Source organism: Streptomyces daliensis (assembly GCF_054782395.1).
Map to the genome: position 1 here is coordinate 622414 of NZ_BAAGSO010000094.1, position 22684 is coordinate 645097.

At 72.9% G+C, this 22684-nt stretch carries 19 protein-coding genes; 8 read left to right on the forward strand and 11 right to left on the reverse strand.

Features of this window, described 5'->3' with window-relative positions; genetic code table 11:
- Positions 1-12: 12 nt before the first annotated feature.
- The 6 genes from ACYVOO_RS25220 (at position 13) to ACYVOO_RS25245 (ending at position 8420) form a co-directional block, all read left to right on the forward strand.
- Entirely contained in the window at positions 13-1245 is a 1233-nt protein-coding gene (locus ACYVOO_RS25220) for an acyl-CoA dehydrogenase family protein (protein WP_461017968.1), read from the forward strand.
- A gap of 171 nt (positions 1246-1416) precedes the next feature.
- On the forward strand, positions 1417-1575 hold the full coding sequence (locus tag ACYVOO_RS25225) for a hypothetical protein (protein ID WP_461017969.1): 159 nt from the start codon (positions 1417-1419) through the stop codon (positions 1573-1575).
- Between the two features lie 490 nt (positions 1576-2065).
- Positions 2066-3976 (forward strand): methylmalonyl-CoA mutase family protein, encoded by a 1911-nt coding sequence (locus ACYVOO_RS25230; protein ID WP_461017970.1) that lies wholly within the window; start codon positions 2066-2068, stop codon positions 3974-3976.
- Entirely contained in the window at positions 3973-6198 is a 2226-nt protein-coding gene (gene scpA, locus ACYVOO_RS25235; RefSeq protein ID WP_461017971.1) for a methylmalonyl-CoA mutase, read from the forward strand. The genes ACYVOO_RS25230 and scpA overlap by 4 nt, the downstream gene beginning before the upstream one ends.
- A gap of 4 nt (positions 6199-6202) precedes the next feature.
- Complete coding sequence (gene meaB / locus ACYVOO_RS25240) at positions 6203-7195, forward strand: methylmalonyl Co-A mutase-associated GTPase MeaB (RefSeq protein ID WP_461017972.1); 993 nt, start codon at positions 6203-6205, stop codon at positions 7193-7195.
- 130 nt (positions 7196-7325) lie between these two features.
- Positions 7326-8420: an enoyl-CoA hydratase/isomerase family protein gene (locus tag ACYVOO_RS25245; RefSeq protein ID WP_461017973.1), complete on the forward strand. Its 1095-nt coding sequence runs from the start codon at positions 7326-7328 to the stop codon at positions 8418-8420.
- Positions 8421-8487: 67 nt separating this feature from the next.
- On the opposite strand, the gene ACYVOO_RS25250 is transcribed toward ACYVOO_RS25245, so the two are convergent.
- The 5 genes from ACYVOO_RS25250 to ACYVOO_RS25270 all read right to left on the reverse strand — a co-directional run bounded on the left by ACYVOO_RS25250 (position 8488) and on the right by ACYVOO_RS25270 (position 14119).
- Positions 8488-10413: an ABC transporter ATP-binding protein gene (locus tag ACYVOO_RS25250; protein ID WP_461017974.1), complete on the reverse strand. Its 1926-nt coding sequence runs from the start codon at positions 10411-10413 to the stop codon at positions 8488-8490.
- Positions 10410-12143 (reverse strand): ABC transporter ATP-binding protein, encoded by a 1734-nt coding sequence (locus tag ACYVOO_RS25255; protein ID WP_461017975.1) that lies wholly within the window; start codon positions 12141-12143, stop codon positions 10410-10412. The genes ACYVOO_RS25250 and ACYVOO_RS25255 overlap by 4 nt, the downstream gene beginning before the upstream one ends.
- Before the next feature lie 127 nt (positions 12144-12270).
- Positions 12271-12762 (reverse strand): hypothetical protein, encoded by a 492-nt coding sequence (locus ACYVOO_RS25260; protein WP_461017976.1) that lies wholly within the window; start codon positions 12760-12762, stop codon positions 12271-12273.
- Positions 12762-13535, reverse strand: coding sequence for an Asp23/Gls24 family envelope stress response protein (locus ACYVOO_RS25265; RefSeq protein WP_461017977.1), 774 nt, complete (start codon positions 13533-13535; stop codon positions 12762-12764). The genes ACYVOO_RS25260 and ACYVOO_RS25265 overlap by 1 nt, the downstream gene beginning before the upstream one ends.
- Positions 13526-14119, reverse strand: coding sequence for an RNA polymerase sigma factor (locus ACYVOO_RS25270; protein WP_461018119.1), 594 nt, complete (start codon positions 14117-14119; stop codon positions 13526-13528). The genes ACYVOO_RS25265 and ACYVOO_RS25270 overlap by 10 nt, the downstream gene beginning before the upstream one ends.
- Before the next feature lie 372 nt (positions 14120-14491).
- On the opposite strand from ACYVOO_RS25270, the gene ACYVOO_RS25275 reads away from it, so the two are divergent.
- Together ACYVOO_RS25275 and ACYVOO_RS25280 are read left to right on the forward strand one after the other, a co-directional pair.
- Entirely contained in the window at positions 14492-15265 is a 774-nt protein-coding gene (locus tag ACYVOO_RS25275; RefSeq protein WP_461017978.1) for a lysophospholipid acyltransferase family protein, read from the forward strand.
- Between the two features lie 93 nt (positions 15266-15358).
- Positions 15359-16288, forward strand: a complete 930-nt coding sequence (locus ACYVOO_RS25280; protein ID WP_461017979.1) for a TIGR02452 family protein — start codon at positions 15359-15361, stop codon at positions 16286-16288.
- A gap of 113 nt (positions 16289-16401) precedes the next feature.
- On the opposite strand, the gene ACYVOO_RS25285 is transcribed toward ACYVOO_RS25280, so the two are convergent.
- The 6 genes from ACYVOO_RS25285 to ACYVOO_RS25310 all read right to left on the reverse strand — a co-directional run bounded on the left by ACYVOO_RS25285 (position 16402) and on the right by ACYVOO_RS25310 (position 22684).
- Positions 16402-18117, reverse strand: a complete 1716-nt coding sequence (locus tag ACYVOO_RS25285; protein ID WP_461017980.1) for an alpha/beta hydrolase — start codon at positions 18115-18117, stop codon at positions 16402-16404.
- 127 nt (positions 18118-18244) lie between these two features.
- Positions 18245-19117, reverse strand: coding sequence for an urease accessory protein UreD (locus tag ACYVOO_RS25290; protein WP_461017981.1), 873 nt, complete (start codon positions 19115-19117; stop codon positions 18245-18247).
- On the reverse strand, positions 19114-19812 hold the full coding sequence (ureG, locus tag ACYVOO_RS25295) for an urease accessory protein UreG (protein WP_461017982.1): 699 nt from the start codon (positions 19810-19812) through the stop codon (positions 19114-19116). Before ureG ends, ACYVOO_RS25290 begins: the two co-directional genes overlap by 4 nt.
- 116 nt (positions 19813-19928) lie before the next feature.
- A complete protein-coding gene (locus tag ACYVOO_RS25300; RefSeq protein WP_461017983.1) occupies positions 19929-20597 on the reverse strand; it encodes an urease accessory protein UreF in 669 nt (222 codons plus the stop codon).
- 61 nt (positions 20598-20658) lie between these two features.
- Positions 20659-22380: an urease subunit alpha gene (locus ACYVOO_RS25305; RefSeq protein WP_461017984.1), complete on the reverse strand. Its 1722-nt coding sequence runs from the start codon at positions 22378-22380 to the stop codon at positions 20659-20661.
- Positions 22373-22684, reverse strand: a complete 312-nt coding sequence (locus ACYVOO_RS25310; protein ID WP_453345923.1) for an urease subunit beta — start codon at positions 22682-22684, stop codon at positions 22373-22375. Before ACYVOO_RS25310 ends, ACYVOO_RS25305 begins: the two co-directional genes overlap by 8 nt.

Consider the following 22684-nt stretch of genomic DNA (forward strand, 5'->3'; position numbering starts at 1 on the left):
AAGGGAACCGCCATGGCCGACCCCGCATTCGCGCTCGACCTCAACGACGAGCAGAAAGAGGTCCGGGAGTGGATCCACGGATTCGCCGCGGATGTCATCCGTCCCGCCGCGGCGGAATGGGACGAGCGCGAGGAGACCCCCTGGCCCATCATCCAGGAGGCGGCCAAGATTGGCCTGTATTCCCTTGACTTCTACGCCCAGCAGTTCTTCGACCCCACAGGTCTCGGCATCCCCATGACCATGGAGGAGCTGTTCTGGGGCGACGCGGGCATCGGCCTGTCCATCGTGGGCACGGGCCTGGCGGCCGTCGGCGTGCTCGCCAACGGCACCGAGGAGCAGATAGGCACCTGGGTCCCGCAGATGTACGGGGACGCCGACGACGTGAAGGTCGCCGCCTTCTGCTCCTCCGAGCCGGACGCGGGCTCGGACGTGTCCGCCATGCGCACCCGCGCCGTCTACGACGAGGCCAAGGACGAGTGGGTCCTCAACGGCACCAAGACCTGGGCGACCAACGGCGGCATCGCGAACGTCCACGTCGTCGTGGCCGTCGTCGACCCGGAGCTGGGTTCCAAGGGTCACGCCTCCTTCATCGTCCCGCCGAACACCCCGGGCCTCTCCCAGGGCCAGAAGTTCAAGAAGCACGGCATCCGCGCCTCGCACACCGCCGAGGTCGTGCTGGAGGACGTGCGCGTCCCGGGGCACTGCCTGCTGGGCGGCAAGGACAAGCTGGACGAGCGCCTCGCCCGCGCCCGTGAGCGGGCCAAGAAGGGCGGCGAGCGCATCAAGAACGCCGCGATGGCCACGTTCGAGGCGTCGCGCCCGGCCGTCGGCGCCCAGGCCGTGGGCATCGCGCGGGCCGCGTACGAGGTGGCGCTGGAGTACGCCAAGACCCGCATCCAGTTCGGCCGCCCCATCATCGACAACCAGGGCGTCGCCTTCCAGCTCGCCGACATGCGGACCCGTATCGACGCGGCGCGGCTGCTGGTGTGGCGCGCCTCGTGGATGGGCGCGGCGGGCAAGCGCTTCGAGTCCGCCGAGGGCTCGATGTCCAAGCTCTTCGCCGGGGAGACCGCCAAGACGGTGACCGCCCAGGCCATGCAGATCCTCGGCGGCAACGGATACACCCGCGAGTACCCCGTCGAGCGCATGCACCGGGACGCCGCGATCTATTCGATCTTCGAGGGCACCAGCGAGATCCAGCGCCTGGTGATCGCCCGTACGGTCTCGGGCGCCACCATCCGCTGACCTGGGCCCCGCGCCCCCGTCCACCGGCCCGCGCCCGCCGGCCCGCGCCCGGGATGTCCGGAGCGGGCCGGTAGCGCGCGCGGCCCCGCCGGGCGACCATGGTGACCTGGCGGCGGTTCCGTACGTGCGGCACTCCGTGGCGCCGCGGACCGTCGGGAGGAGGGTGCTGAGATGCCTGGTACCGCGAAGGCGCTGACGGTGTGCACGGTGGCCGCGCTTGTCGTCGTGACCGCCTACACGGTGACCCTGGGGGGCAGTGGCTGGCTGTGGTTCGCCTGGATCGTGCTGGTACTGATCACCGTGGGGGCCGTGGCCACCAAGGAGAGCTGAGCCGAGGGAGCGCGGGGCGGCCGGGTCCGGAGGGGCCCGGCCGCCCTTCTCTCGCGCCCCCCCGTGCCGCCTCACCCCTGCCGCCCTTCTCTCGCGCCCCCCCGTGCCGCCTCACCCCTGCCGCCCTTCTCTCGCGCCCCGCCCTTTGTGTGAATTGCCGCTCCGTGTGCGCCCGCGCGTTCACCCGTGCCGCTTTTCGCCCCACCTGCCACCGATGATTTCCGGACAGCCGGAACGCCCTGTCCCGTGCCGCGAGGAAAGCTACTGCGAAAGGCCGACCGGCCTCTCCGCCACCCGCGGCGCACGCCTCGCTCCCTTTCACCGGAAACGGCTCCTCCCGTACGCGGAGGAACTCGTCCCGAAAGGCCGTTCCGCGCCGGGAACAGCCGGAAACAGGGGCGCGGAAACGCCGGAAACCCGGGTCGGAGGGAGTCCAAGATCACAGCATTGCCGTCTGCTGCGACCACCCGGCCTCACCTAGCCTGCCGTCATGACGGTCCCGCCTGACGATGGGCTCTCCCTGGCCGCCGACTTCCCCGACGCCACGCGTGAGCAGTGGCGGCGACTCGTCTCGGGGGTGCTGCGCAAGACAGGGGTCACGCCCGCAGACGAAGAGGTTCCCGAGTCCGCTCTCGCCACCGCGCTGCGCGACGGCATCCGGGTGAACCCGCTCTACACCGCCGAGGACGCCGAGGACGCCGAGCCGGACCACGGCCGGTCCGGCTCCGGCCTGCCCGGCTTCGCGCCCTACACCCGGGGCGCCAGGCCCGAGGGCAGCGTCGCGGGCGGCTGGGACATCCGGCAGCGTCACGCCCTGGGCGACGCGCGCGCCGTGCGCGAGGCGGTACTCGCGGACCTGGAGAACGGCGTCAGCTCCGTGTGGCTGACGGTGGGTCAGGGCGGGTTTCCCGTGAGCGGGCTGGCCACCGCGCTGGAGGGCGTCTATCTGGACCTGGCTCCCGTCGTCCTCGAGGCGGGCGCCGAGGCGGGCGCCGCCGGCCGGGAGCTGCTGCGGCTCTACGCGGCCTCCGGCGGCCCCTCCCCCGACGCACCGGCCAACCTGGGCGCCGACCCGCTGGGCCACGCGGCCCGCACGGGGCGGCACACGGAGGCCGGGGCCCTGGGCGCCGACGCGGCCGGGCTGGCCGTGCGCTGCGCGGGCGACCACCCCGGCGTACGGGCCCTCACCGTCGACGCGCTGCCCTACCACGAGGCGGGCGCCTCCCCCGCGCAGGAGCTGGGGTGCGCGCTGGCCACCGGGGTGGCCTATCTGCGGCTGCTGACGGACGCGGGGCTCCCGGTGGCCGAGGCGTGCGCGCAACTGGAGTTCCGCTACGCGGCGAGCGCCGACCAGTTCACCACCATCGCCTCCTTCCGCGCCGCCAGGCGGCTGTGGGCGCGGGTCGTGGAGGCGTGCGGCGCGGATCCTGAGGCGGGTGCGCAGCGCCAGCACGCCGTGACCTCGCCGGTGATGATGTCCCGGCGCGACCCGTGGGTGAACATGCTGCGCACGACCGTCGCCGCGCTGAGCGCCGGGGTCGCGGGCGCCGACGCGGTGACCGTGCTCCCCTTCGACCACGCGCTGGGCGTCCCCGACGGCTTCGCGCGCCGCATCGCCCGCAACACCTCCAGCATCCTCGTGGAGGAGTCCCGGCTGGCCGGGGTGATCGACCCGGCCGGCGGCTCCTGGTACGTGGAGCGGCTGACCGACGAGCTGGCCAGCGCCGCCTGGGCCTGGTTCCAGGAGATCGAGCGCGCGGGCGGCATGGCGGCGGCGCTGCGCGAAGGGCTCGTCGCCGGGCGGCTGGCCGACGAGTGGGCGCGGCGCTCCGCCGAGCTGGCCCGCAGGCGGGAGCCGGTGACCGGGGTGAGCGAGTTCCCGAACCTGGCGGAGCAACCGCTGCGGCGCGAGGCGCCGCCCGTGCCCGCGAGCGGCGGACTGCCGCGCGTGCGGCGCGATGACGGCTTCGAGGCGCTGCGGGCACGCTCCGACGCGCACTTGGCCGCGACGGGCGCACGGCCGAGGCTCTTCCTCGCCGCGCTCGGACCGGCCGCCGAGCACACCGCGCGGGCCTCCTTCGTCGCCAACCTCCTCCAGGCGGGCGGCATCACACCGGTGCACGACCCCGTGTCGGTCGACGGGGCCTCGGCCGGTGCGGCGCTGGGCCGCAGCGGGGCCACGGTGGCGTGTTTGTGTTCCAGCGACGAGCGCTACGCGCGGGAGGCGGGCGAGGTGGCCGCCGCGCTGAAGGCCGCGGGCGCGGCGCACGTGCTGCTGGCGGGCCGCCCGGGCGAGGGGCGGGACGCCTTTCTGCGCGCGGGGGTCGACGAGTTCGTCGCGGCGGGCTGCGACGCCGTCGCCGTCCTCTCCTCGCTTCTCGACCGGATCGGAGTGGCATGACCGACAGCGCGGCCCGTCAGCCGGGCACCACCGTCCCCGACTTCTCCACGATCGCGCTGGATCCCGGCCCCGGCCCCCATGCGCGGCCGGAGGGTTCAGCGGAGCAGTGGCGCGAGGCGGTGCGGAAACGCACCGGGAAGAGCGCCGAGGAGCTGTCGTGGGACACGCCCGAGGGCATCACCGTCAAGCCCCTCTACACCCATGCGGACCTGGCTGGCCTGGACTTCCTGTCGACGTATCCGGGGATCGCGCCGTATCTGCGCGGCCCGTACCCGACGATGTACGTGAACCAGCCGTGGACGATCCGCCAGTACGCGGGCTTCTCCACGGCCGAGGAGTCCAACGCCTTCTACCGGCGCAATCTGGCGGCGGGCCAGAAGGGCCTGTCGGTCGCCTTCGACCTGCCCACGCACCGCGGCTACGACAGCGACCACCCGCGCGTCACGGGCGACGTCGGCATGGCGGGCGTGGCCATCGACTCCATCTACGACATGCGGCAGCTCTTCGACGGCATCCCGCTGGACCGGATGAGCGTGTCGATGACGATGAACGGCGCCGTGCTGCCGGTGCTCGCCCTCTACATCGTCGCGGCCGAGGAGCAGGGGGTGCCGCCCGAGAAGCTGACGGGGACCATCCAGAACGACATCCTCAAGGAGTTCATGGTCCGCAACACCTACATCTATCCGCCGCAGCCCTCGATGCGGATCATCTCGGACATCTTCGCGTACACCTCGCGGAAGATGCCGCGCTACAACTCCATCTCCATCTCCGGCTACCACATCCAGGAGGCCGGGGCCACGGCCGATCTGGAGCTGGCGTACACGCTGGCCGACGGGGTCGAGTATCTGCGTGCCGGGCTGGACGCGGGGATGGACGTGGACTCGTTCGCGCCCCGGCTCTCGTTCTTCTGGGCGATCGGCATGAACTTCTTCATGGAGATCGCCAAGCTTCGGGCGGCGCGGCTGCTGTGGGCCAGGCTCGTGCGGCGGTTCGGCCCGGAGAACCCCAAGTCGCTGTCGCTGCGCACCCATTCGCAGACCTCGGGCTGGTCGCTGACCGCGCAGGACGTGTTCAACAACGTGACCCGCACCTGCGTGGAGGCCATGGCCGCCACGCAGGGCCACACCCAGTCGCTGCACACCAACGCGCTGGACGAGGCGCTGGCGCTGCCCACCGACTTCTCGGCCCGTATCGCGCGCAACACGCAGTTGCTGCTCCAGCAGGAGTCCGGCACGTGCCGCGTCATCGACCCGTGGGGCGGCAGCGCGTACGTCGAGCGGCTGACCCACGATCTCGCGCGGCGTGCCTGGCAGCACATCGAGGAGGTCGAGGCGGCCGGGGGCATGGCGAAGGCCATCGACGCGGGCATTCCGAAACTGCGCGTCGAGGAGGCGGCGGCGCGTACGCAGGCGCGGATCGACTCGGGGCGGCAGCCGGTCATCGGCGTCAACAAGTACCGGGCCGAGAGCGACGATGAGATCGAGGTACTCAAGGTCGACAACTCCTCGGTGCGCGCCCAGCAGATCGAGAAGCTGCGGCGGCTGCGCGAGGAGCGGGACGAGGACGCGTGCCGGGCGGCGCTGAACGCCCTGACCCGCGCCGCCGAAGGCACCGGCAACCTCCTGGAGCTGGCCGTGGTCGCGGCCCGTGCGAAGGCCACGGTCGGCGAGATCTCCGACGCGCTGGAGAAGGTGTACGGAAGGCACGCGGGCCAGATCCGTACCATCTCCGGTGTGTACAGGAACGAGGCCGGGACGTCGCCCGGAGTGGAGCGCACCCGCGCGCTGGTGGAGGCGTTCGAGGAGGCGGAGGGACGGCGTCCCCGGCTGCTGGTGGCGAAGATGGGCCAGGACGGCCACGACCGGGGCCAGAAGGTGATCGCCACGGCGTTCGCCGACCTCGGCTTCGACGTGGACGTCGGCCCGCTGTTCCAGACCCCGGCCGAGGTGGCGCGGCAGGCCGTGGAGGCGGACGTGCACATCGTGGGCGTCTCCTCGCTCGCCGCCGGGCACCTCACGCTCGTGCCCGCGCTGCGGGAGCAACTGGCCGAGGCCGGGCGGGAGGACATCATGATCGTCGTCGGCGGGGTGATCCCGCCGCAGGACGTGGACGCGCTGCGGGAAATGGGCGCCGCCGCGGTCTTCCCGCCCGGCACGGTCATCCCGGACGCCGCGCACGACCTGGTGAACACGCTGGCCGCCGCGCTCGGCCACGAGTGGTGAGGCCATGCCGCCGACGATCGACATCGACCGTTACACCGAGGGCGTCCTCGCCGGTTCGCGGGCGCACGTCGCGCGCGCCATCACCCTCGTCGAGTCCACCCGCGCCGACCACCGCGCCCTCGCCCAGCAGCTGCTGACGGAGCTGCTGCCGCACGCGGGCACCGCGCGCCGGGTGGGCATCAGCGGCGTGCCCGGCGTGGGCAAGTCCACGTTCATCGACGCGCTGGGCACGCTGCTGACCGGGCGCGGGCACCGGGTCGCCGTGCTCGCCGTCGACCCGTCGTCCAGCCGCACGGGCGGCTCCATCCTGGGCGACAAGACCAGGATGGACCGGCTGGCGGCCGACCCGGACGCCTTCGTACGCGCCTCCCCCACCTCGGGCACGCTGGGCGGGGTCGCGAAGGCGACCCGCGAGACCATGATCGTCATGGAGGCCGCAGGCTACGACGTGGTGCTCGTGGAGACCGTAGGCGTCGGGCAGTCCGAGACGGCCGTCGCGCAGATGGTGGACTCCTTCCTGCTGCTGACCCTCGCACGTACGGGCGACCAGCTCCAGGGCATCAAGAAGGGCGTCCTGGAACTGGCGGACGTGATCGCCGTGAACAAGGCGGACGGCCCCCACGAGCGGGACGCGCGCTCCGCGGCACGTGAACTCGCGGGCGCGCTGCGGCTGATGCAGCCCGCCGACGCGGCCTGGACGCCACCCGTGCTCAGTTGCAGCGCCAGGGAGAGCGCGGGGCTCGACACGGTGTGGGAGCGCCTGGAGCAGCACCGGGGCGTGCTGGACTCCTCGGGGAAGCTCGCGCGCAAGCGGCGCGACCAGCAGGTGGACTGGGCGTGGGCGATGGTGCGCGACCAGTTGCTGAGCCGCCTCCAGGAGCACCCGGAGGTGCGCAGGCTGGCGCCCGCGCTGGAGGAGCGGGTGCGGGAGGGGTCGCTGACGGCGACGCTGGCGGCCGAGCGCATCGTGGAGGCGTTCGGGCTGCCGCGCCCATGAAAGCGCATGGACGCGTGAGTGACGACAACGACGAGACGACAGCCCGGGCGGACCGTTGGTCTGCCGGGCCGGAAGGGACGAACGCGCACATGCGCCTGACCGTCAGCCGCCACCCGTCCGGGGCCGCCCGGTGAACCGCGAGACCCCCGCCGCTTCCGGTGTGCCCGCCGACGACGCGCCCGACGCACCCGTGCTGTGCCACAGGGACGGCCGCGCGGGCCGCATCAGGCTCAACCGGCCCCGCGCCCTCAACGCCCTCGACCACACCATGGTGCGCCGTATCGACGCGGCGCTCACCGCGTGGGAGCACGACGAGAGTGTGAAGGCCGTCGTCCTCACCGGCGAGGGCGGGCGCGGGCTGTGCGCGGGCGGCGACATCCGCGGCATCCACGCGGACGTGAGCGGCGGCGGAGGGGAGGCGTCGGCCGCTTTCTGGCGCGACGAGTACCGGCTCAACGCGCGCATCGCCCACTACCCCAAGCCGTACGTCGCCGTCATGGACGGCATCGTCATGGGCGGCGGCGTGGGCGTGTCGGCGCACGGTGACGTGCGGGTGGTCACCGAGCGCTCGGCCGTCGCGATGCCCGAGACCGGGATCGGCTTCGTGCCCGACGTCGGCGGCACCTGGCTGCTCTCCCGCGCCCCCGGCGAGCTGGGCACCCATCTCGCCCTCACCGCTGGGCCCGTCGGCGCGGGCGACGCGCTGCTGTGCGGGCTCGCCGACCACTTCGTGCCCTCGGACCGGCTCGGAGCGTTCACCTCGGCGCTCGCCGAGGTGAACGTGACGGAGGCGCTGCGCCTGCACGCGGGGACGGCCCCGGCCGCCGGGCTGGCGGAGCAGCGCGAGTGGATCGACTCCTGCTACGCGGCCGACAGCGTCGAGGAGATCCTGCGGCGGCTGCGCGACCACGGCGCGACGGAGGCCAAGGAGGCGGCCGAGCGCGTCGAGTCCAAGTCGCCCACGGCGCTCAAGGTCACCCTGGCCGCGCTGCGCAGGGCCCGGGAGGCGGGGACGCTGGAGGAGGTGCTCGACCAGGAGTACCGGGTCTCGTGCGCCGCGCTGCGCGACCCCGACTTCCTGGAGGGCGTCCGCGCCCAGGTCATCGACAAGGACCGGGCGCCGCGCTGGGCGCCCGCGCGGCTCGACGAGGTGAGCGAGGCGGAGGTGGAGCGCCACTTCGCCCCGCTCGGCGACGGCGAACTGGGGCTCGCGCCCGTACGCTGACCGCGCCGGGCGGGACGGAGGGGCGGGCCCCGTCGGGACCCGCCCCCGCCACCGCCCCCGCGGCGTCTCAGTCGATCTCCGAGACCGCCTCGGCGAACTGCGCCTTGTAGAGCCGCGCGTAGGCACCGCCCGCTTCCAGCAGCTCGGTGTGCGTGCCCTGTTCCACGATGGACCCGTCCTCCATCACCAGGATCACGTCGGCGTCGCGGATCGTGGACAGCCGGTGGGCGATGACGAAGCTGGTACGGCCGTGCGCCAGTTGTGCCATCGCCCGCTGGATCAGCACCTCCGTACGGGTGTCGACGGAGCTGGTCGCCTCGTCGAGCACCAGGATCACGGGGTCGGCGAGGAAGGCACGCGCGATGGTGATGAGCTGCTTCTCGCCCGCGCTGACTCCGGTGCCCTCGTCGTCCAGCACCGTGTCGTAGCCGTCGGGCAGGGTGCGGATGAACCGGTCGGCGTGCGCCGTGCGCGCGGCCTCCTCCACCTGCTCGCGGGTGGCGTCCTGCTTCCCGTAGGCGATGTTCTCCGCGATCGTCCCGTGGAAGAGCCAGGTGTCCTGGAGCACCATCCCGATCCCGGAGCGCAGTTCCTCGCGGTTCATGGCCGCGACGTCCGTGCCGTCCAGCAGGATGCGTCCGCCCCGCACCTCGTAGAACCGCAGCAGCAGGTTGACCAGCGTGGTCTTGCCCGCTCCCGTCGGGCCGACGATGGCCACCGTCTGGCCTGGATCGACGGACAGCGACAGGTCCTCGATGAGGGGGCGTTCGGGGTCGTAGCGGAAGGAGACGTGTTCCAGCGCGACGCGCCCGTCGAGCCGCTCCGGGCGTGCCGCCAGCTTCTCCGACGGCTCGGGCGACTGCTCCTCGGCGTCGAGCAGTTCGAAGACCCGCTCGGCCGAGGCCACCCCGGACTGGACGAGGTTGGCCATGGAGGCGACCTGGGTCAGCGGCTGGCTGAACTGGCGCGAATACTGCACGAACGCCTGCACGTCCCCGATCGACAGGGCTCCGGAGGCGACGCGGAGTCCGCCGACGACGGCGACGAGCACGTAGTTGAGGTTGCCGACGAACATCATGGCGGGCTGCATGATCCCGCTGATGAACTGGGCCTTGAAGCCCGCCCGGTACAGCGCCTCGTTCTGCTCGCGGAACGCGGCGGCCGACTCCTTCTGGCGCCCGAAGACCTTCACCAGCGCGTGGCCCGTGTACATCTCCTCGATGTGCGCGTTCAGCTTCCCCGTGGACTTCCACTGCTGCACGAACTGGGGCTGCGCGCGCTTGCCGACGCGGGTGGCCACCAGGACCGACAGCGGCACCGTCAGCAGCGCCACGAGGGCCAGCAGCGGCGAGATCCACAGCATCATCACCAGCACGCCCACGATCGTCAGCGCCGAGTTGACGAGCTGACCCATGGTCTGCTGGAGCGTCTGGCCGAGGTTGTCGATGTCGTTGGTGACCCGGCTCAGCACCTCGCCCCTGGTCTGCTTGTCGAAGTACGACAGCGGCAGCCGGGACAGCTTCTCCTCGATCTGTTCGCGCAGCCGGAAGACGGTGCCGTTGATGGCCCGTACGGACAGCCGGGTGGAGATCAGCATCAGCACACCCGCCACCGCGAAGGCGGCGAGCGCGGTCAGCAGCACGGTGCCGACGGCCGTGAAGTCGATGCCCTTGCCCGGAGTGAAGTCCATCCCGGAGAGCATGTCGGCGACATCGCCCTCGCCCTTCGCGCGCATCCCCTCCAGCACTTGTTCGCGGCTCACGCCCCCGGGCATCGAGCGGCCGACGAAGCCCGAGAAGATCAGGTCGGTGGCACGGCCGAGGATCTTCGGGCCGAGCACGCTCAGCCCGACGCTGGCCACCCCGGCCAGCAGCATCCCCCACAGCGCCGCGCGCTCGGGCCGGAACTGCCGCAGCAGCCGCTTGCCCGAGCCCTTGAAGTCCATCGAGCGCTGGACGGGCCCGCCGCCCATCATGCGCGCCGGGCCACTCATGCCGCCTCCTGCTCGGTGAGCTGGGAGAGCACGATCTCCCGGTAGGTCTCGCTCGAAGCCATCAGTTCGTGGTGCCTGCCCTCGCCCGCCACCCGGCCCTCGTCCAGGACGAGGATGCGGTCGGCTTCGCGTATCGTCGCCACCCGCTGGGCGACGATGAGGACGGTCGCCTCGGCGGTCTCCCTGGCCAGCGCGGTGCGCAGCGCGGCGTCCGTCGCGTAGTCGAGCGCGGAGAAGGAGTCGTCGAAGAGGTAGATCTCGGGCCGGTGCACCAGCACCCGCGCGATGGCCAGGCGCTGGCGCTGGCCGCCCGACACATTGCTGCCGCCCTGCGCGATGGGCGCGTCGAGACCGCCCTCCATGCTCGCGACGAACTCGCGGGCCTGCGCCACCTCCAGCGCGTGCCACAGCTCCTCGTCGGTGGCGTCGGGCCGCCCGTAGCGCAGGTTCGACGCGACGGTCCCCGAGAACAGGTAGGGGCGCTGGGGCACCAGGCCCACCGTGCCGGCCAGCAGCTCGGGGTCCAGCTCGCGCACGTCCTCGCCGTCGACGAGCACGCTGCCCTCGGTGGCGTCGAACAGGCGCGGTACGAGCCCGAGCAGCGTCGACTTGCCGCTGCCCGTCGAACCGATCACCGCCGTCGTCTCGCCGGGGCGGGCCAGCAGATCGATGCCCTGGAGTACGGGTGCTTCGGCGCCCGGGTAGCGGAACCCGGCGCCGCGCAGCTCCAGTTGGCCGTGCCTGCGCAGGGTGCGTACGGGCGCGGAGGGCGGGACCACGCTCGACGCGGTGCCCAGTACCTCCTCGATCCGCTCGGCGCAGACCTCGGCGCGGGGCATCATCATGAACATGAAGGTGGCCATCATCACGGACATGACGATCTGCATCAGATAGGCCAGGAACGCGGTCAGCGCGCCGATCTCCATGCCGCCGCTGTCGATGCGGTGCGCGCCGAACCAGACGACGGCGACGCCGGAGACGTTCACGACCGTCATGACCGTGGGGAACATCAGCGCCATCAGCCGGCCGGTGCGTATCTGGACGTCGGTCAGGGCTGTGTTGCCCTCGTGGAAGCGGCGCTGCTCGTAGTCGTCCTTGACGAAGGCGCGGATGACGCGGATGCCGGTGATCTGCTCGCGCAGCACGCGGTTCACCCCGTCGAGGCGCTCCTGCATGGTGCGGAACAGCGGGCGCATCCGGCGCACGATCATCATGACCGCCACCCCGAGCACCGGCACCACGGCCAGCAGCACGGAGGAGAGCGGCACGTCCAGGCCGAGGGCCATGAAGATGCCGCCAAAGCACATGATGGGCGCCGCGACCACGAGCGTGAACGCCATCAGGGTCAGCATCTGGACCTGCTGGACGTCGTTGGTCGTGCGGGTGATGAGAGAGGGGGCGCCGAAGTGCCCGACCTCGCGCGAGGAGAAGGACTGCACCCGGTCGAAGATGCCCGCGCGGATGTCCCTGCCGAGCGCCGCGGCGGTGCGGGCGCCGTAGAAGACGGCGCCGATGTTGCAGACGACCTGGACGACGGAGACCGCGAGCATGAGGCCGCCGAAGCGGAGGATGTAGCCCGTGTCCCCGAGGACGACACCGTTGTCGATGATGTCGGCGTTGAGGGTGGGCAGATAGAGCATCGCCGACGTCTGGACGAGCTGGAGCAGGACGAGCAGAACGATGGGGCGTTTGTACGGGATGAGATGAGAACGGAGCAGGCGTATCAGCACACCAATTACCTCAAAGGGGACGAGACCGGAGAAGAGCGGCCCCCATTTTCGGTGATGACCGCTCTCAGCACGCCCAAGTCCGGGCAAAGAGCGCGCAGATCGCTGTTGGCTGAACCTCGTGGGGCGCTCAACCTTTTCGGTGTGTGGTGCGTCCGGGTGTCTTCGGCGGCGGGCGGCGGGCGGCGGGCGGCGGGCGGCGGGCGGCGGGCGGCGGGCAGGCGGTGTCGGTGACAGTGACGCTGACGCTGACCGCCACAGCCGGGACGGCGCCCGTGTCCGTGCCCGTCCCCGTGCCCGCCGTCTCGCGCACCGCCGCCTCCACGGCCGTGCGCACCGCGCGTGCCACGTCCACCGCGCGGTGACCGCGGCGCACCGCGAGATGCACCCGCACCCGCCAGCTTCCGTCGCCCTGCCGGTGCGCCTTGACGCCTGGCGCTCCGCGGTCGCCGAGGGCGCCGCGCGGGGCCAGGGTGCTCCGGCCGCCGCGCAGCAGCTCCGCGAAGCCGGGGCGCAGATAGGCCACGCCCGGAACCGCGTTCGCCGCACGTGCCGCGGCCTGCGCCACCTCCGCGTCGCCGCGCTCCCCTGAACCGGCGGCGGCCGGTACGTCGCCCGCCATCAGCGCTCGCCTCCCTCACGCGTCGCGGCTCCGGGATCGGGGTCGGGGTCGGGGTCGGGGTCGGGGTCGGTGGGTGCGTCGTAGTCGTAGAGGTCCACGACGCGTACGTCCACCGCGCTGACGTCCATGCCCAGCTCCTCGTCCGCCGCGCCGAGGACGCGTGCGCGCACGGCCTCCGCCAGCTCGGGCACCGTCCAGGAGAAGGCGGCTGCGACCTCCAGCCTGACCCGGACCGGGCCGCGTCGGGGCCCGGCCTCCCCTGCCTCGGCCTCTCCCGTCGGGGACCAGGGTTCGACGCGGCAACTGCCCGCGCGGACGCCGGGCAGCGCCTCGGCGGCGCTCCGGAAGGTCCTGGCCGCGACGGTCTCGATCATCCAGACGTCCTCCTCGTCCGTCCCCAGCGGGAGGGTGCGCCCTGGGCGCAGTTCCGCGCGCACCATGTCCATCACCCGCGCGGTCACCGAGGCGGCGACGTCCGTGCCCCGCGCCTCCTCCTCCGCGTCCGCCGTTCGCAGCCTGCTCACATAGCCGTTCAGGAGCAGCAGCCGTTCGCGGGCCGCCTGGCAGTAGGGGCAGTCGCGCGGGTGCGGTGCCTCCGCCGGAGCGGAGGGGTCCGCCGCAGCCCCGCCGTCCCCGCCCTCCTCGGCGTCCCACTCCGCCCAGACGCTGCTGAGGGGACGTCCGCAGGCCAGCACCTCTTCGGCGCCGTCACCTTCGCCCTCACCCCAGGGCCCCTCGTCGTCAGGACCGCCCGGGTTCGCGTTCATCGCCATGCGCCCATCGCCTCCGTCAGATAGCGGCGTGCCCGGAAGATCCGGCCTCTTACGGACTGCGGGCTGACGCCGACGGCCTCCGCGATGTCCGCGTACGACAGTCCGTGCAGCTCCCTCAGCACCCAGCACGCGCGGGTCCGCGGGGTCAGCTCCCCCAGCGCACGGGCCAGTTCCTCGACCGCGGCGGCGCCCTCGGCCGCCCGCGTGGGCGAGGACGCGTGGTCGGGGGCCACCGGTTCGGCGACCGCGTCCAGCGGGGCGCTGGGACGGTGCGAACGCAGCGCGCTGAGGCACTTGTTGGTGACGATCCGGTACATCCACGTCCGGAACGCGGCATCGCCACGGAACTCCGGCAGCCTGCGCCAGGCGTTCACGAACGCCTCCTGAACGGCGTCCTCCGCGTCCCCCTTGCCACCCAGCAGACGGTGCGCCATCTGGACGAGCACCGGGGCATGGCGTCTGACGAGCACCTCGAACGCCTCCTCGTCCCCCTCGCCCGCGCGCACGGCCAGCAGCGAGTCGTCGGCCTCGTCCAGCCGGGAGGGCGGCGGCGCCTCCCCGCGCGCCGGAGGCTGGTCCTCCACGGACACTCGGCGGCTCCCTTCCTGCTTCCCGCTTCCCGCTTCCTGTGCGCTCCCTCGGGCACGGGGGGGTGCACGCGCGGCCTCGGACTCATGTGCCGGCACGCGGCAACTTCTCACGGGATGGCGGGGAAAGGCGGCTGACACCCCGTATGCACCCCTATTGCCACGGTTGGCATCACGGTCGTGCCGTGCCCCCGTCGGGTGTGAGAGCGGTCGGCCGAGGAACACGGCTCGCGGGTACGGCGAAGGGCCGCCGCCGATCGTGAACGGTTACACGGGCCGGTGCTTGCACATACACTGCGTCCCCGGAGACGCCCAATGACCTGGTACGACGCGGCCCCGGAGCCGAGACAGTAGAGCGAGGAGCTCCCCGTGTTCTATTACCTGCTGAAGTACGTCGTCCTGGGACCGCTTCTGCGGCTGTGTTTCCGTCCCCGCATCGAAGGACTTGAGCACATCCCGGAGGAGGGCGCCGCCATCGTCGCCGGGAACCATCTGTCCTTCTCCGACCACTTCCTGATGCCCGCCATGCTCCGGCGCCGCATCACCTTCCTCGCGAAGTCCGAGTACTTCACGGGCCCTGGCATCAAGGGCAGGCTCACCGCCACGTTCTTCCGCAGCATCGGCCAGATCCCCGTGGACCGCTCGGGCAAGGGCGCCGGGCAGGCAGCCATCAAGGAAGGGCTGGGCGTGCTGCGCAAGGACGAACTCCTGGGCATCTACCCGGAGGGCACCCGCTCGCACGACGGGCGGCTCTACAAGGGGCGGGTGGGCGTCGCGGCGATGGCGCTCAAGGCGGGGGTTCCCGTGATCCCCTGCGCCATGGTCGGCACCTTCGAACTCCAGCCGCCCGGGCGGCGGTTCCCGCGTCTCGGGCGGGTGACGATCCGGTTCGGGAAGCCGCTGGACTTCTCGCGCTACGAGGGCATGGACGAGGAACGCACGGCGCTGCGCGCGGTCACCGACGAGATCATGACCGAGATCCTTCGGCTGTCGGGCCAGGAGTACGTGGACCTGTACGCGCCCGACGCCAAGGCCCAGCAGGCGAAGGAACGCGAGCTGGAGAAGGAGCGCGAGAAGGAGCGGGACCGGGAGAAGGGCCTCGGCCGGGGTACGGGGCCGACGCGTCGGCGCAAGGCGAGCTGACCGCACCCGTGACCACGGGCGGCCGCAGGACGAAAAGCGTTGTCCGGCGCGCCCTTCGGCACCGTAGCGTGCGCGTATGACGAGGGGACTGCGATGAGCGCGCGGCTGCGGGGGATCGCCAAGGAGACCGAGGCCATCGTCGCCGCCGGGCGCTACACGGCGCCGGGCGGCCACGAGGTGCGGCTCGCGGAGGCGGTCGGGCGCGCGCGTGCGGGAACCCGGCTCTACGGTCCGGAGCCCGTGCCCCTCCCGGAGAACGGGCTCGGGCTGCCGGAGCCGTCGCGGCACGCGGTGTTCGAGGTGACGGCGGAGAGCAGCTTCGAGGCGGCACGGCGGCTCGTCACGGGGACGCACGGGCAGGCACCGGAGCGGGCCCCGTCGGACGCGCCGCCCCTGGGCGAGGGGCCCGTGGCCGTGCTCAACTTCGCCTCGGCGCGCAACCCCGGCGGCGGCTATCTCAACGGTGCGCAGGCGCAGGAGGAGGCGCTGTGCCGCGCCTCCGCGCTCCACACCTGTCTCCTCACGGCCCCCGACTACTACGCGGCGCACCGCGCGGAACGCGACCCCTTCTACACCGACCGCGTCATCCACTCCCCCGGCGTGCCCGTGTTCCGCGACGACGCGGGGAGGCTGCTGGACGAGCCGTTCGAGGCGGGCTTCCTCACGTCCCCTGCCCCCAACGCCGGTGTCATCGCGCGGCAGACGCCCGAGCGTGCGGCCGAGGTGCTCGCCGCACTGGTCCGGCGCGCCGGGCGGGTGCTCGAGACGGCGGCGGCCGAGGGCTACCGGCGGCTGGTGCTGGGCGCCTGGGGCTGCGGCGTGTTCCAGAACCGCCCCGCTGACGTAGCGGGCGCCTTCGCCGCGCATCTGCTCGGCGAGGGGCGGCTGGGGGGCGCGTTCGGGCACGTCGTCTTCGCCGTGCTGGACCGCCACGAACCGTCCCCGGTACGGGCGGCCTTCGCTGCGGCCTTCCCCACGGGCCCCACGGGCCCCACGGGCCCGAGGACGCCACCGGCACCGTGAGCGCACACGCGAGAGGGGCGGCCGGATTCTCCGGCCGCCCCTCCGTCACGCCAACTCTTCCGTCACGCTGACGCGCCCGTCACACCGACGCGTCCATCGCACCAGCTCCCGCGCTACGGGCGCGCGGCGGCGCCGGGCAGCTCGGCGGCCTTCGCCGCCGCGGCCGTGCCCGCCTTCTTCGCGCTCGCCTTCTCCGGCTCGGGCGTGGCGTGCGGGGCGCAGGTCACGTCCTGCGCGTCGACGGTGCCCTTGAGGAGGTAGGCGTCGACCCGCTCGTTGATGCAGGCGTTCTCGACGTTGGTGATGCCGTGCGAGCCCGCGTCGCGCTCGGTGATCAGGCGCGAGCCCTTGAACCGCTTGTGCAGCTCGACCCCGCCCGCGTACGGCGTCGCCGCGTCACGCGTGGCCTGCGCGATGAGGACGGGCGGCAGTCCCTTGCCCGTGCCGACCTCGACCGGCGTCTGCTGCTTCTCCGGCCAGGTGGCGCACGGCAGGTTCATCCACGCGTTGGACCAGGTGAGGAAGGGGTACTTCTCGTGCAGCCGGGAGTTGTCCCGGTCCCACTTGCGCCAACTGGTGGGCCACTTGGCGTCGGTGCACTCGACGGCCGTGTAGACGGCGTTGCCGTTCTCCGAGGACTTGTTGCCCTCGGTGTCGGACATGTCGGGGCCCGCCGCGTCGACGAGTGCCTGCTCGTCGCCCTTGAGGTAGGCGGACCACACGGAGGCTACCTCGGCCCACATCTGGTCGTAGTACGGCGCGTTCTGGAAGAAGCCGGTCAGCTCGGCCGGGCCGACGACGCCGCCGACGGGCTGCTTCTTGGCCGTCGCGCGCAGCTTCTCCCACTGCCGCTGGACCTTCGCGGGGGTGTCGCCGATGCCGTAGACGTCATCGTGCTGGGCGACCCACTTCGTCCAGTCCTGCCAGCGCGTCTCGAAGGCGACGTCCTGGTCGAGGTTGGCCTCGTACCAGATCTTCTCGCGGGAGGGGTTGACCACGCTGTCCACGACCATGCGGCGGACGTGGTCGGGGAAGAGGGTGCCGTAGACGGCGCCCAGGTAGGTGCCGTAGGAGACACCGAGGTAGTTGAGCTTCTTGTCGCCCAGCGCCGCGCGGATGACGTCCAGGTCGCGGGCCGTGTTCGGCGTCGTCATGTGCGGCAGCAGATCACCGCTGCGCTCGGCGCAGCCCTCCGCGTACTCGCGGGCCAGCTTGCGCTGCGCGCGCTTGTCGGCCTCGTCGTCGGGGACGGGGTCCATCTTCGGCGCCTTCACGAACTCCTGCGGATCCATGCAGGAGATGGGGGCCGAGTGGCCGACGCCGCGCGGGTCGAAGCCGACGAAGTCGTACGCCTTGGCCGTCTTGGTCCACAGCGGGTTCTTGCTGGTTATTCGTGCGGGGAACCGCATGCCGGAACCGCCGGGTCCGCCCGGGTTGTAGACGAGGGAGCCCTGCCGCTCGTCCTTGCCGCCCGTGCTGCGGGCGCGGTCGACGGCGATGTCGATCGTCTTGCCGTCGGGCTTGGCGTAGTCGACCGGCACGGTGACGTAGCCGCACTGGATGGGCTTCGCCAGGCCCCAGTCGGCGGGGCAGTCCTTCCAGTCGACGCCCTTCTTCGCCGCGCGTGCGGCGGCCTTCGCGACGCCCTTGGCCTCGGCCGCGCCGCCGGCGTGCCGCGCCTGGTCCCGCGCGCTCGCGGCGCCCTCGGCGGCCGTCCCGGCCGTCCCCGTCGTACCGGCGAAGGCCGACGGCGCGGCCACGGCGCCCGCGAGGAGCGCCCCGACCGCGAGGGTCCCGGCGACCCCGGCCGCTGCTTTCCGTCTGTTCACGGTGTGTCCCCCCTGGGGCTGACGCCGCTGGTGGCGGCGGTGAACGGCGATCACTGCGTGATCACATGGCTGTTGGACGGATCCTTCCGCCTCAGGGGCAGCGCGGGACAGTGCGTACAGATGTTCTTTACCAAGAAGTGACGGTGCCCGCACTCTCCAAGAGCCGCCGCACCCGCAGCGCGTCCGGTGCGAGGGCCGTCACCAGGAGCGCGGGACCGGCCAGCGGGGTGACGGCGGCGCCGGGGCCCAGGACGCGGGCCTCGGGCGGGTCGTCCTCGAAGTCCGGGTCGACGACGAGGAGCTGGCCCACGGCCCGGTTGCCGCCGAGGACGGCCGCGCTGTCCCAGCCGGGGATGCCGGGGCCGTAGGAGAGCTGCTGGTCGAGCAGCACTCGGCCGTTCCGGTGAACGGTGAGGCGGGTGACGAGCCGTCCGGGCTCCTCGTTGCTGCGGCCCAGTACCTGCTCGTCGCGCAACACGAGGCGCGCCGTGCGGGCGAGGTCGACGCGGAGGGTCTGGCGCAGGTCGCTCCCGGCCGCCGAGATCAGCGGCTCGGGCAGCCAGTGCGCGCACGCCCCCTCGCCGACGCTCAGCCGGGTGTCGTACGTGGCCTGCTCGCCGCCCCTGCCGGGGAGCGCGATGGTGGCCGCGCTCCCGTCGAAGCGCAGCCGTGCCCCGTCCGCCACGCGGGCCTCGATGGCGAGCCGGTCGCCGCCGAGGGGCGCGCTCATGGCGCCGACGAGGGTGACGCGGGCCTCGGGCCCGGCCGCGCGGGTGCGGCGGGGCGCGAGGGGGCCCTCGCCGCTGAGCAGCGGCAGCCGGGTGCCGCCGCGCCCGTCGGGCTCGGCGGTGATCCGCGCGGTGGCCCGCACACCGGCACCGGCGGCACCGGCACCGGCGGCACCGGAAGCGCCGGCACCTGGTACCGGGACCGGCCCGCCCGTCGGCCCGGTCCGGCGCACGGGGACCCGGGCCTGCGCCTCGGCCTGCGGGACGCTCATGCCGGGACGGGGGCCTGCGACCAGGCGGCGAGCCTCTCGCGTACCCAGTCGGCGACGGGCCCGACCCCGTTCTCCGAGGTCAGCGAGGTGAAGGCGACGGGCAGTTCGCCGCGCTGCGCCTTGGCGTCGCGGGCCATGCCCTCCAGGTCGGAGCCGACGTAGGGGGCGAGGTCGGTCTTGTTGACGACGAGGAGGTCGGCCGTGGAGACGCCGGGGCCGCCCTTGCGGGGTATGTCGTCGCCGCCCGCGACGTCGATGACGAAGATCTGGGCGTCGACGAGGCCCTTGGAGAAGGTGGCGGTCAGGTTGTCGCCGCCGGACTCGACGAGGATGAGGTCGAGGGGGCCCGTGGCCTCCTCCAGGTCCTCGACCGCTTCGAGGTTGGCGGAGATGTCGTCGCGGATCGCGGTGTGCGGGCAGGCGCCGGTCTCGACCGCCGTGATGCGCTCGGGCGGCAGCACGGCCTCGCGCAGCAGGTACTCGGCGTCCTCGCGGGTGTAGATGTCGTTGGTGACGACCGCGAGGGAGTACCGCTCGCGCAGCGTGCGGCACAGCGCCGCGACGGTGGCGGTCTTGCCGGAGCCGACGGGCCCGCCCAGGCCGATGCGCAGCGCGCGGCGGCTGCCGTCGGCGCGGGTGGGCGCGGCGCTGTGGGTGTGCCGTTCGGGGAAGTCCGTGGTGTGGTCGAGGTGCATGGGGTCCTCCGGTGTGGTGCGGGTCGGGAGGGTCGGTTCGGTGAGCGGGGCGGGCAGACCGGGCCGGGCCGGGTGCCGCAGGGTCGGGACGGGGCGCGCCGGGCCGCCGCCCGCTCTCAGGAGGCGAACAGGCGCATGTGCCAGGTCGCGTGGTCTTCGGCCGCGATGTCGAGCAGGGGCGCGGAGGCGGCGGGGAGGGTGTCCGTGTCATCGGTGCGGGCCGTCGCCGCCGCTTGCCCGGCCACCTCGTCCAGCTCGGGCGCGAGCCGGGCCAGTACGCCCGTCGCGTCGAACGGGTCGAGGCTGAGGAGGCGCACGGCCGCCGTGGCGGGCCCCGAGACGCTCTCGTACGCGGCGGCGTACGCCGCGTCCAGGGGCCGCAGCCCCGCGGCCCGCGCGGCGAGGCCGAGCACGACGGGCTGGTGGGCGCCGCGCGGGCGGGCCGCCGCGAGGGCTTCCAGCTCGGGGCTGGGCCAGGCGGCGCGGGCAGCACGCGTCATCTGGCGGCCGAGCTTGCGCGCGGTGGCGCGAAGCGCCGGGGAGGGCGTGCGCGCGTCGGCAGCCTCGTCGAGCGTCAGCGGGTCGAGCACACCCGCGCAGGACGCGGCGGCGAGGGCCGCCGCGACGAGCCCGGAGGTGTGCAGCCGCCCCCGGCAGAAGGTGCCGAGGTCGGCGGCGCCGGTGATGCGGCCCGCCTTGACGGCGGCTTCCGCGCCGCCGGAGTGCGCGTGCCCCCCGGCGGGGAAGCGGCCGTCGGCGAGGACGAGCAGTGCGGCGGCGCTCACCGCTCGGCCCTTCCGGGCGCGACAGGCGCAACAGGCGCCGTCTGAAGTGTCCCGTGTCCCATCAGAAGAGGAAGTACCGCTGGGCCATGGGCAGTTCGGCGACCGGGGCCGGTGCCACGCTCTCGCCGTCGATGGTGACGGTGAAGGTATCGGGATCGACCTTGACGTCCGGGAGGGCGTCGTTCTCGCGCATGTCGGCCTTGGTCACCGGGCGGGTGTCGCGGATCGCGGCGAACCGCTTGCCGAGGCCGAGGCGCTCCGGCAGCCCGTCCTCCAGTGCCGTGCCGGTGACGAAGTTGAGGGAGTTCGCCTGCGGGGCGCTGCCGGTGGAGCCGAACATGGGGCGGGGCAGGATGGGCTGGGGCGTGGGTATGGAGGCGTTGGCGTCGCCCATCTGCGCCCAGGCGATCTGGCCGCCCTTGATGACGAGCTGGGGCTTCACCCCGAAGAACTTGGGGTCCCACAGCACGAGGTCGGCGAGCTTGCCCGCCTCGACGGAGCCCACCTCGTCGTCCATGCCCTGCGCCACGGCCGGGTTGATCGTGTACTTGGCGACGTAGCGCCGCGCCCTGAGGTTGTCCGCGCGGCCGTCCCCTGGGAGCGCGCCGCGGCGCTTCTTCATCGCGTGCGCGGTCTGCCAGGTGCGCATCACGACCTCGCCGATGCGGCCCATGGCCTGCGAGTCCGAGGAGATGATCGAGATGGCGCCCAGGTCGTGCAGGACGTCCTCGGCGGCGATGGTGGAGGGCCGGATGCGGGACTCGGCGAAGGCGAGGTCCTCGGGCACGGCGGGGTTGAGGTGGTGACAGACCATCAGCATGTCGAGGTGTTCCTCGATCGTGTTGACGGTGTGCGGCCTCGTCGGATTGGTCGAGGAGGGCAGCACGTGCGGCTGCGAGACGACCGTGATGATGTCCGGCGCGTGCCCGCCTCCCGCACCCTCCGTGTGGTACGCGTGGATGCCGCGTCCCGCGATGGCGGCGAGGGTGTCCTCGACGAAGCCCGCCTCGTTGAGGGTGTCCGTGTGGATGGCGAGCTGCGCCCCGCTCTCCGCGCAGACGCCGAGGCAGGCGTCGATGACGGCCGGGGTCGCGCCCCAGTCCTCATGGATCTTGAACCCGACGGCGCCGCCCCGGAGCTGACTGTGCATCGCCTCGCGCGACATGGTGTTGCCCTTGCCGAGCAGCCCGATGTTGACGGGGTAGCCCTCCAGCGCGGCGAACATCCGCTCCAGGTGCCAGGGGCCAGGGGTGACCGTGGTCGCCTTGCTTCCCTCGGCCGGTCCCGTGCCGCCGCCGACCAGCGTGGTGACGCCGGTGGCCAGGCCCTGCTCGACGGTCGTCGGGGAGATGAAGTGGACGTGCGCGTCGATGGCGCCGGCGGTGAGTATCTTGCCGTTGCCCGCGATGATCTCGGTCTCTGGGCCGATGACCAGATCGGGGTGCACCCCGTCCATGGTGTCCGGGTTACCGGCCTTGCCCAGCGCCGTGATGCGCCCGTCGCGCAGGCCGACGTCGGCCTTGACGATGCCCCAGTGGTCGAGGACGAGCGCGCCGGTGATCACCGTGTCGGGCGTGCCTTCGGCCCGTGTGGTGCGGGCCTGGCCCATGGACTCGCGGATGACCTTGCCGCCGCCGAACACGGCCTCGTCGCCCGCGTGTCCGGGGCCGCCTGACAGGTCGCGCTCGATCTCGACGACGAGGTCGGTGTCGGCGAGCCGTACGCGGTCCCCCGTGGTGGGGCCGAACAGGTCGGCGTAGGCGGGACGGGACAGCTCAGTCATCCAGGGCTCCTGCGATCTGGCCGCGGAGTCCGGCGACGACGCGCTTGCCGCGGAGGGGGACGAGGGCGACCTCGACCGGGATACCGGGCTCGAAGCGGACGGCGGTTCCGGCGGCCACGGCGAGCCGCTTGCCGCGGGCGGCGGCGCGGTCGAAGTCGAGGCCGGGGTTGGCCTCGGCGAAGTGGTAGTGGGAGCCGACCTGGACGGGCCGGTCGGCGGCGTTGAGAACGGTGAGCCTGGTGACGTCCGCGCCCTCGTTCAGGCGTACGGGCTCGTCGGCGTACAGGATCTCTCCGGGGATCAT

Coding starts and splice junctions, on each gene's coding strand:
- ACYVOO_RS25220 (WP_461017968.1), top strand. CDS start 13: ATGGCCGACCCCGCATTCGCGCTCGACCTCAACGACGAGCAGAAAGAG.
- ACYVOO_RS25225 (WP_461017969.1), top strand. CDS start 1,417: ATGCCTGGTACCGCGAAGGCGCTGACGGTGTGCACGGTGGCCGCGCTT.
- ACYVOO_RS25230 (WP_461017970.1), top strand. CDS start 2,066: ATGACGGTCCCGCCTGACGATGGGCTCTCCCTGGCCGCCGACTTCCCC.
- scpA (WP_461017971.1), top strand. CDS start 3,973: ATGACCGACAGCGCGGCCCGTCAGCCGGGCACCACCGTCCCCGACTTC.
- meaB (WP_461017972.1), top strand. CDS start 6,203: ATGCCGCCGACGATCGACATCGACCGTTACACCGAGGGCGTCCTCGCC.
- ACYVOO_RS25250 (WP_461017974.1), bottom strand. CDS start 10,413: ATGAGTGGCCCGGCGCGCATGATGGGCGGCGGGCCCGTCCAGCGCTCG.
- ACYVOO_RS25260 (WP_461017976.1), bottom strand. CDS start 12,762: ATGGCGGGCGACGTACCGGCCGCCGCCGGTTCAGGGGAGCGCGGCGAC.
- ACYVOO_RS25265 (WP_461017977.1), bottom strand. CDS start 13,535: ATGGCGATGAACGCGAACCCGGGCGGTCCTGACGACGAGGGGCCCTGG.
- ACYVOO_RS25280 (WP_461017979.1), top strand. CDS start 15,359: ATGAGCGCGCGGCTGCGGGGGATCGCCAAGGAGACCGAGGCCATCGTC.
- ACYVOO_RS25290 (WP_461017981.1), bottom strand. CDS start 19,117: ATGAGCGTCCCGCAGGCCGAGGCGCAGGCCCGGGTCCCCGTGCGCCGG.
- ureG (WP_461017982.1), bottom strand. CDS start 19,812: ATGCACCTCGACCACACCACGGACTTCCCCGAACGGCACACCCACAGC.
- ACYVOO_RS25305 (WP_461017984.1), bottom strand. CDS start 22,380: ATGACTGAGCTGTCCCGTCCCGCCTACGCCGACCTGTTCGGCCCCACC.
- ACYVOO_RS25310 (WP_453345923.1), bottom strand. CDS start 22,684: ATGATCCCCGGAGAGATCCTGTACGCCGACGAGCCCGTACGCCTGAAC.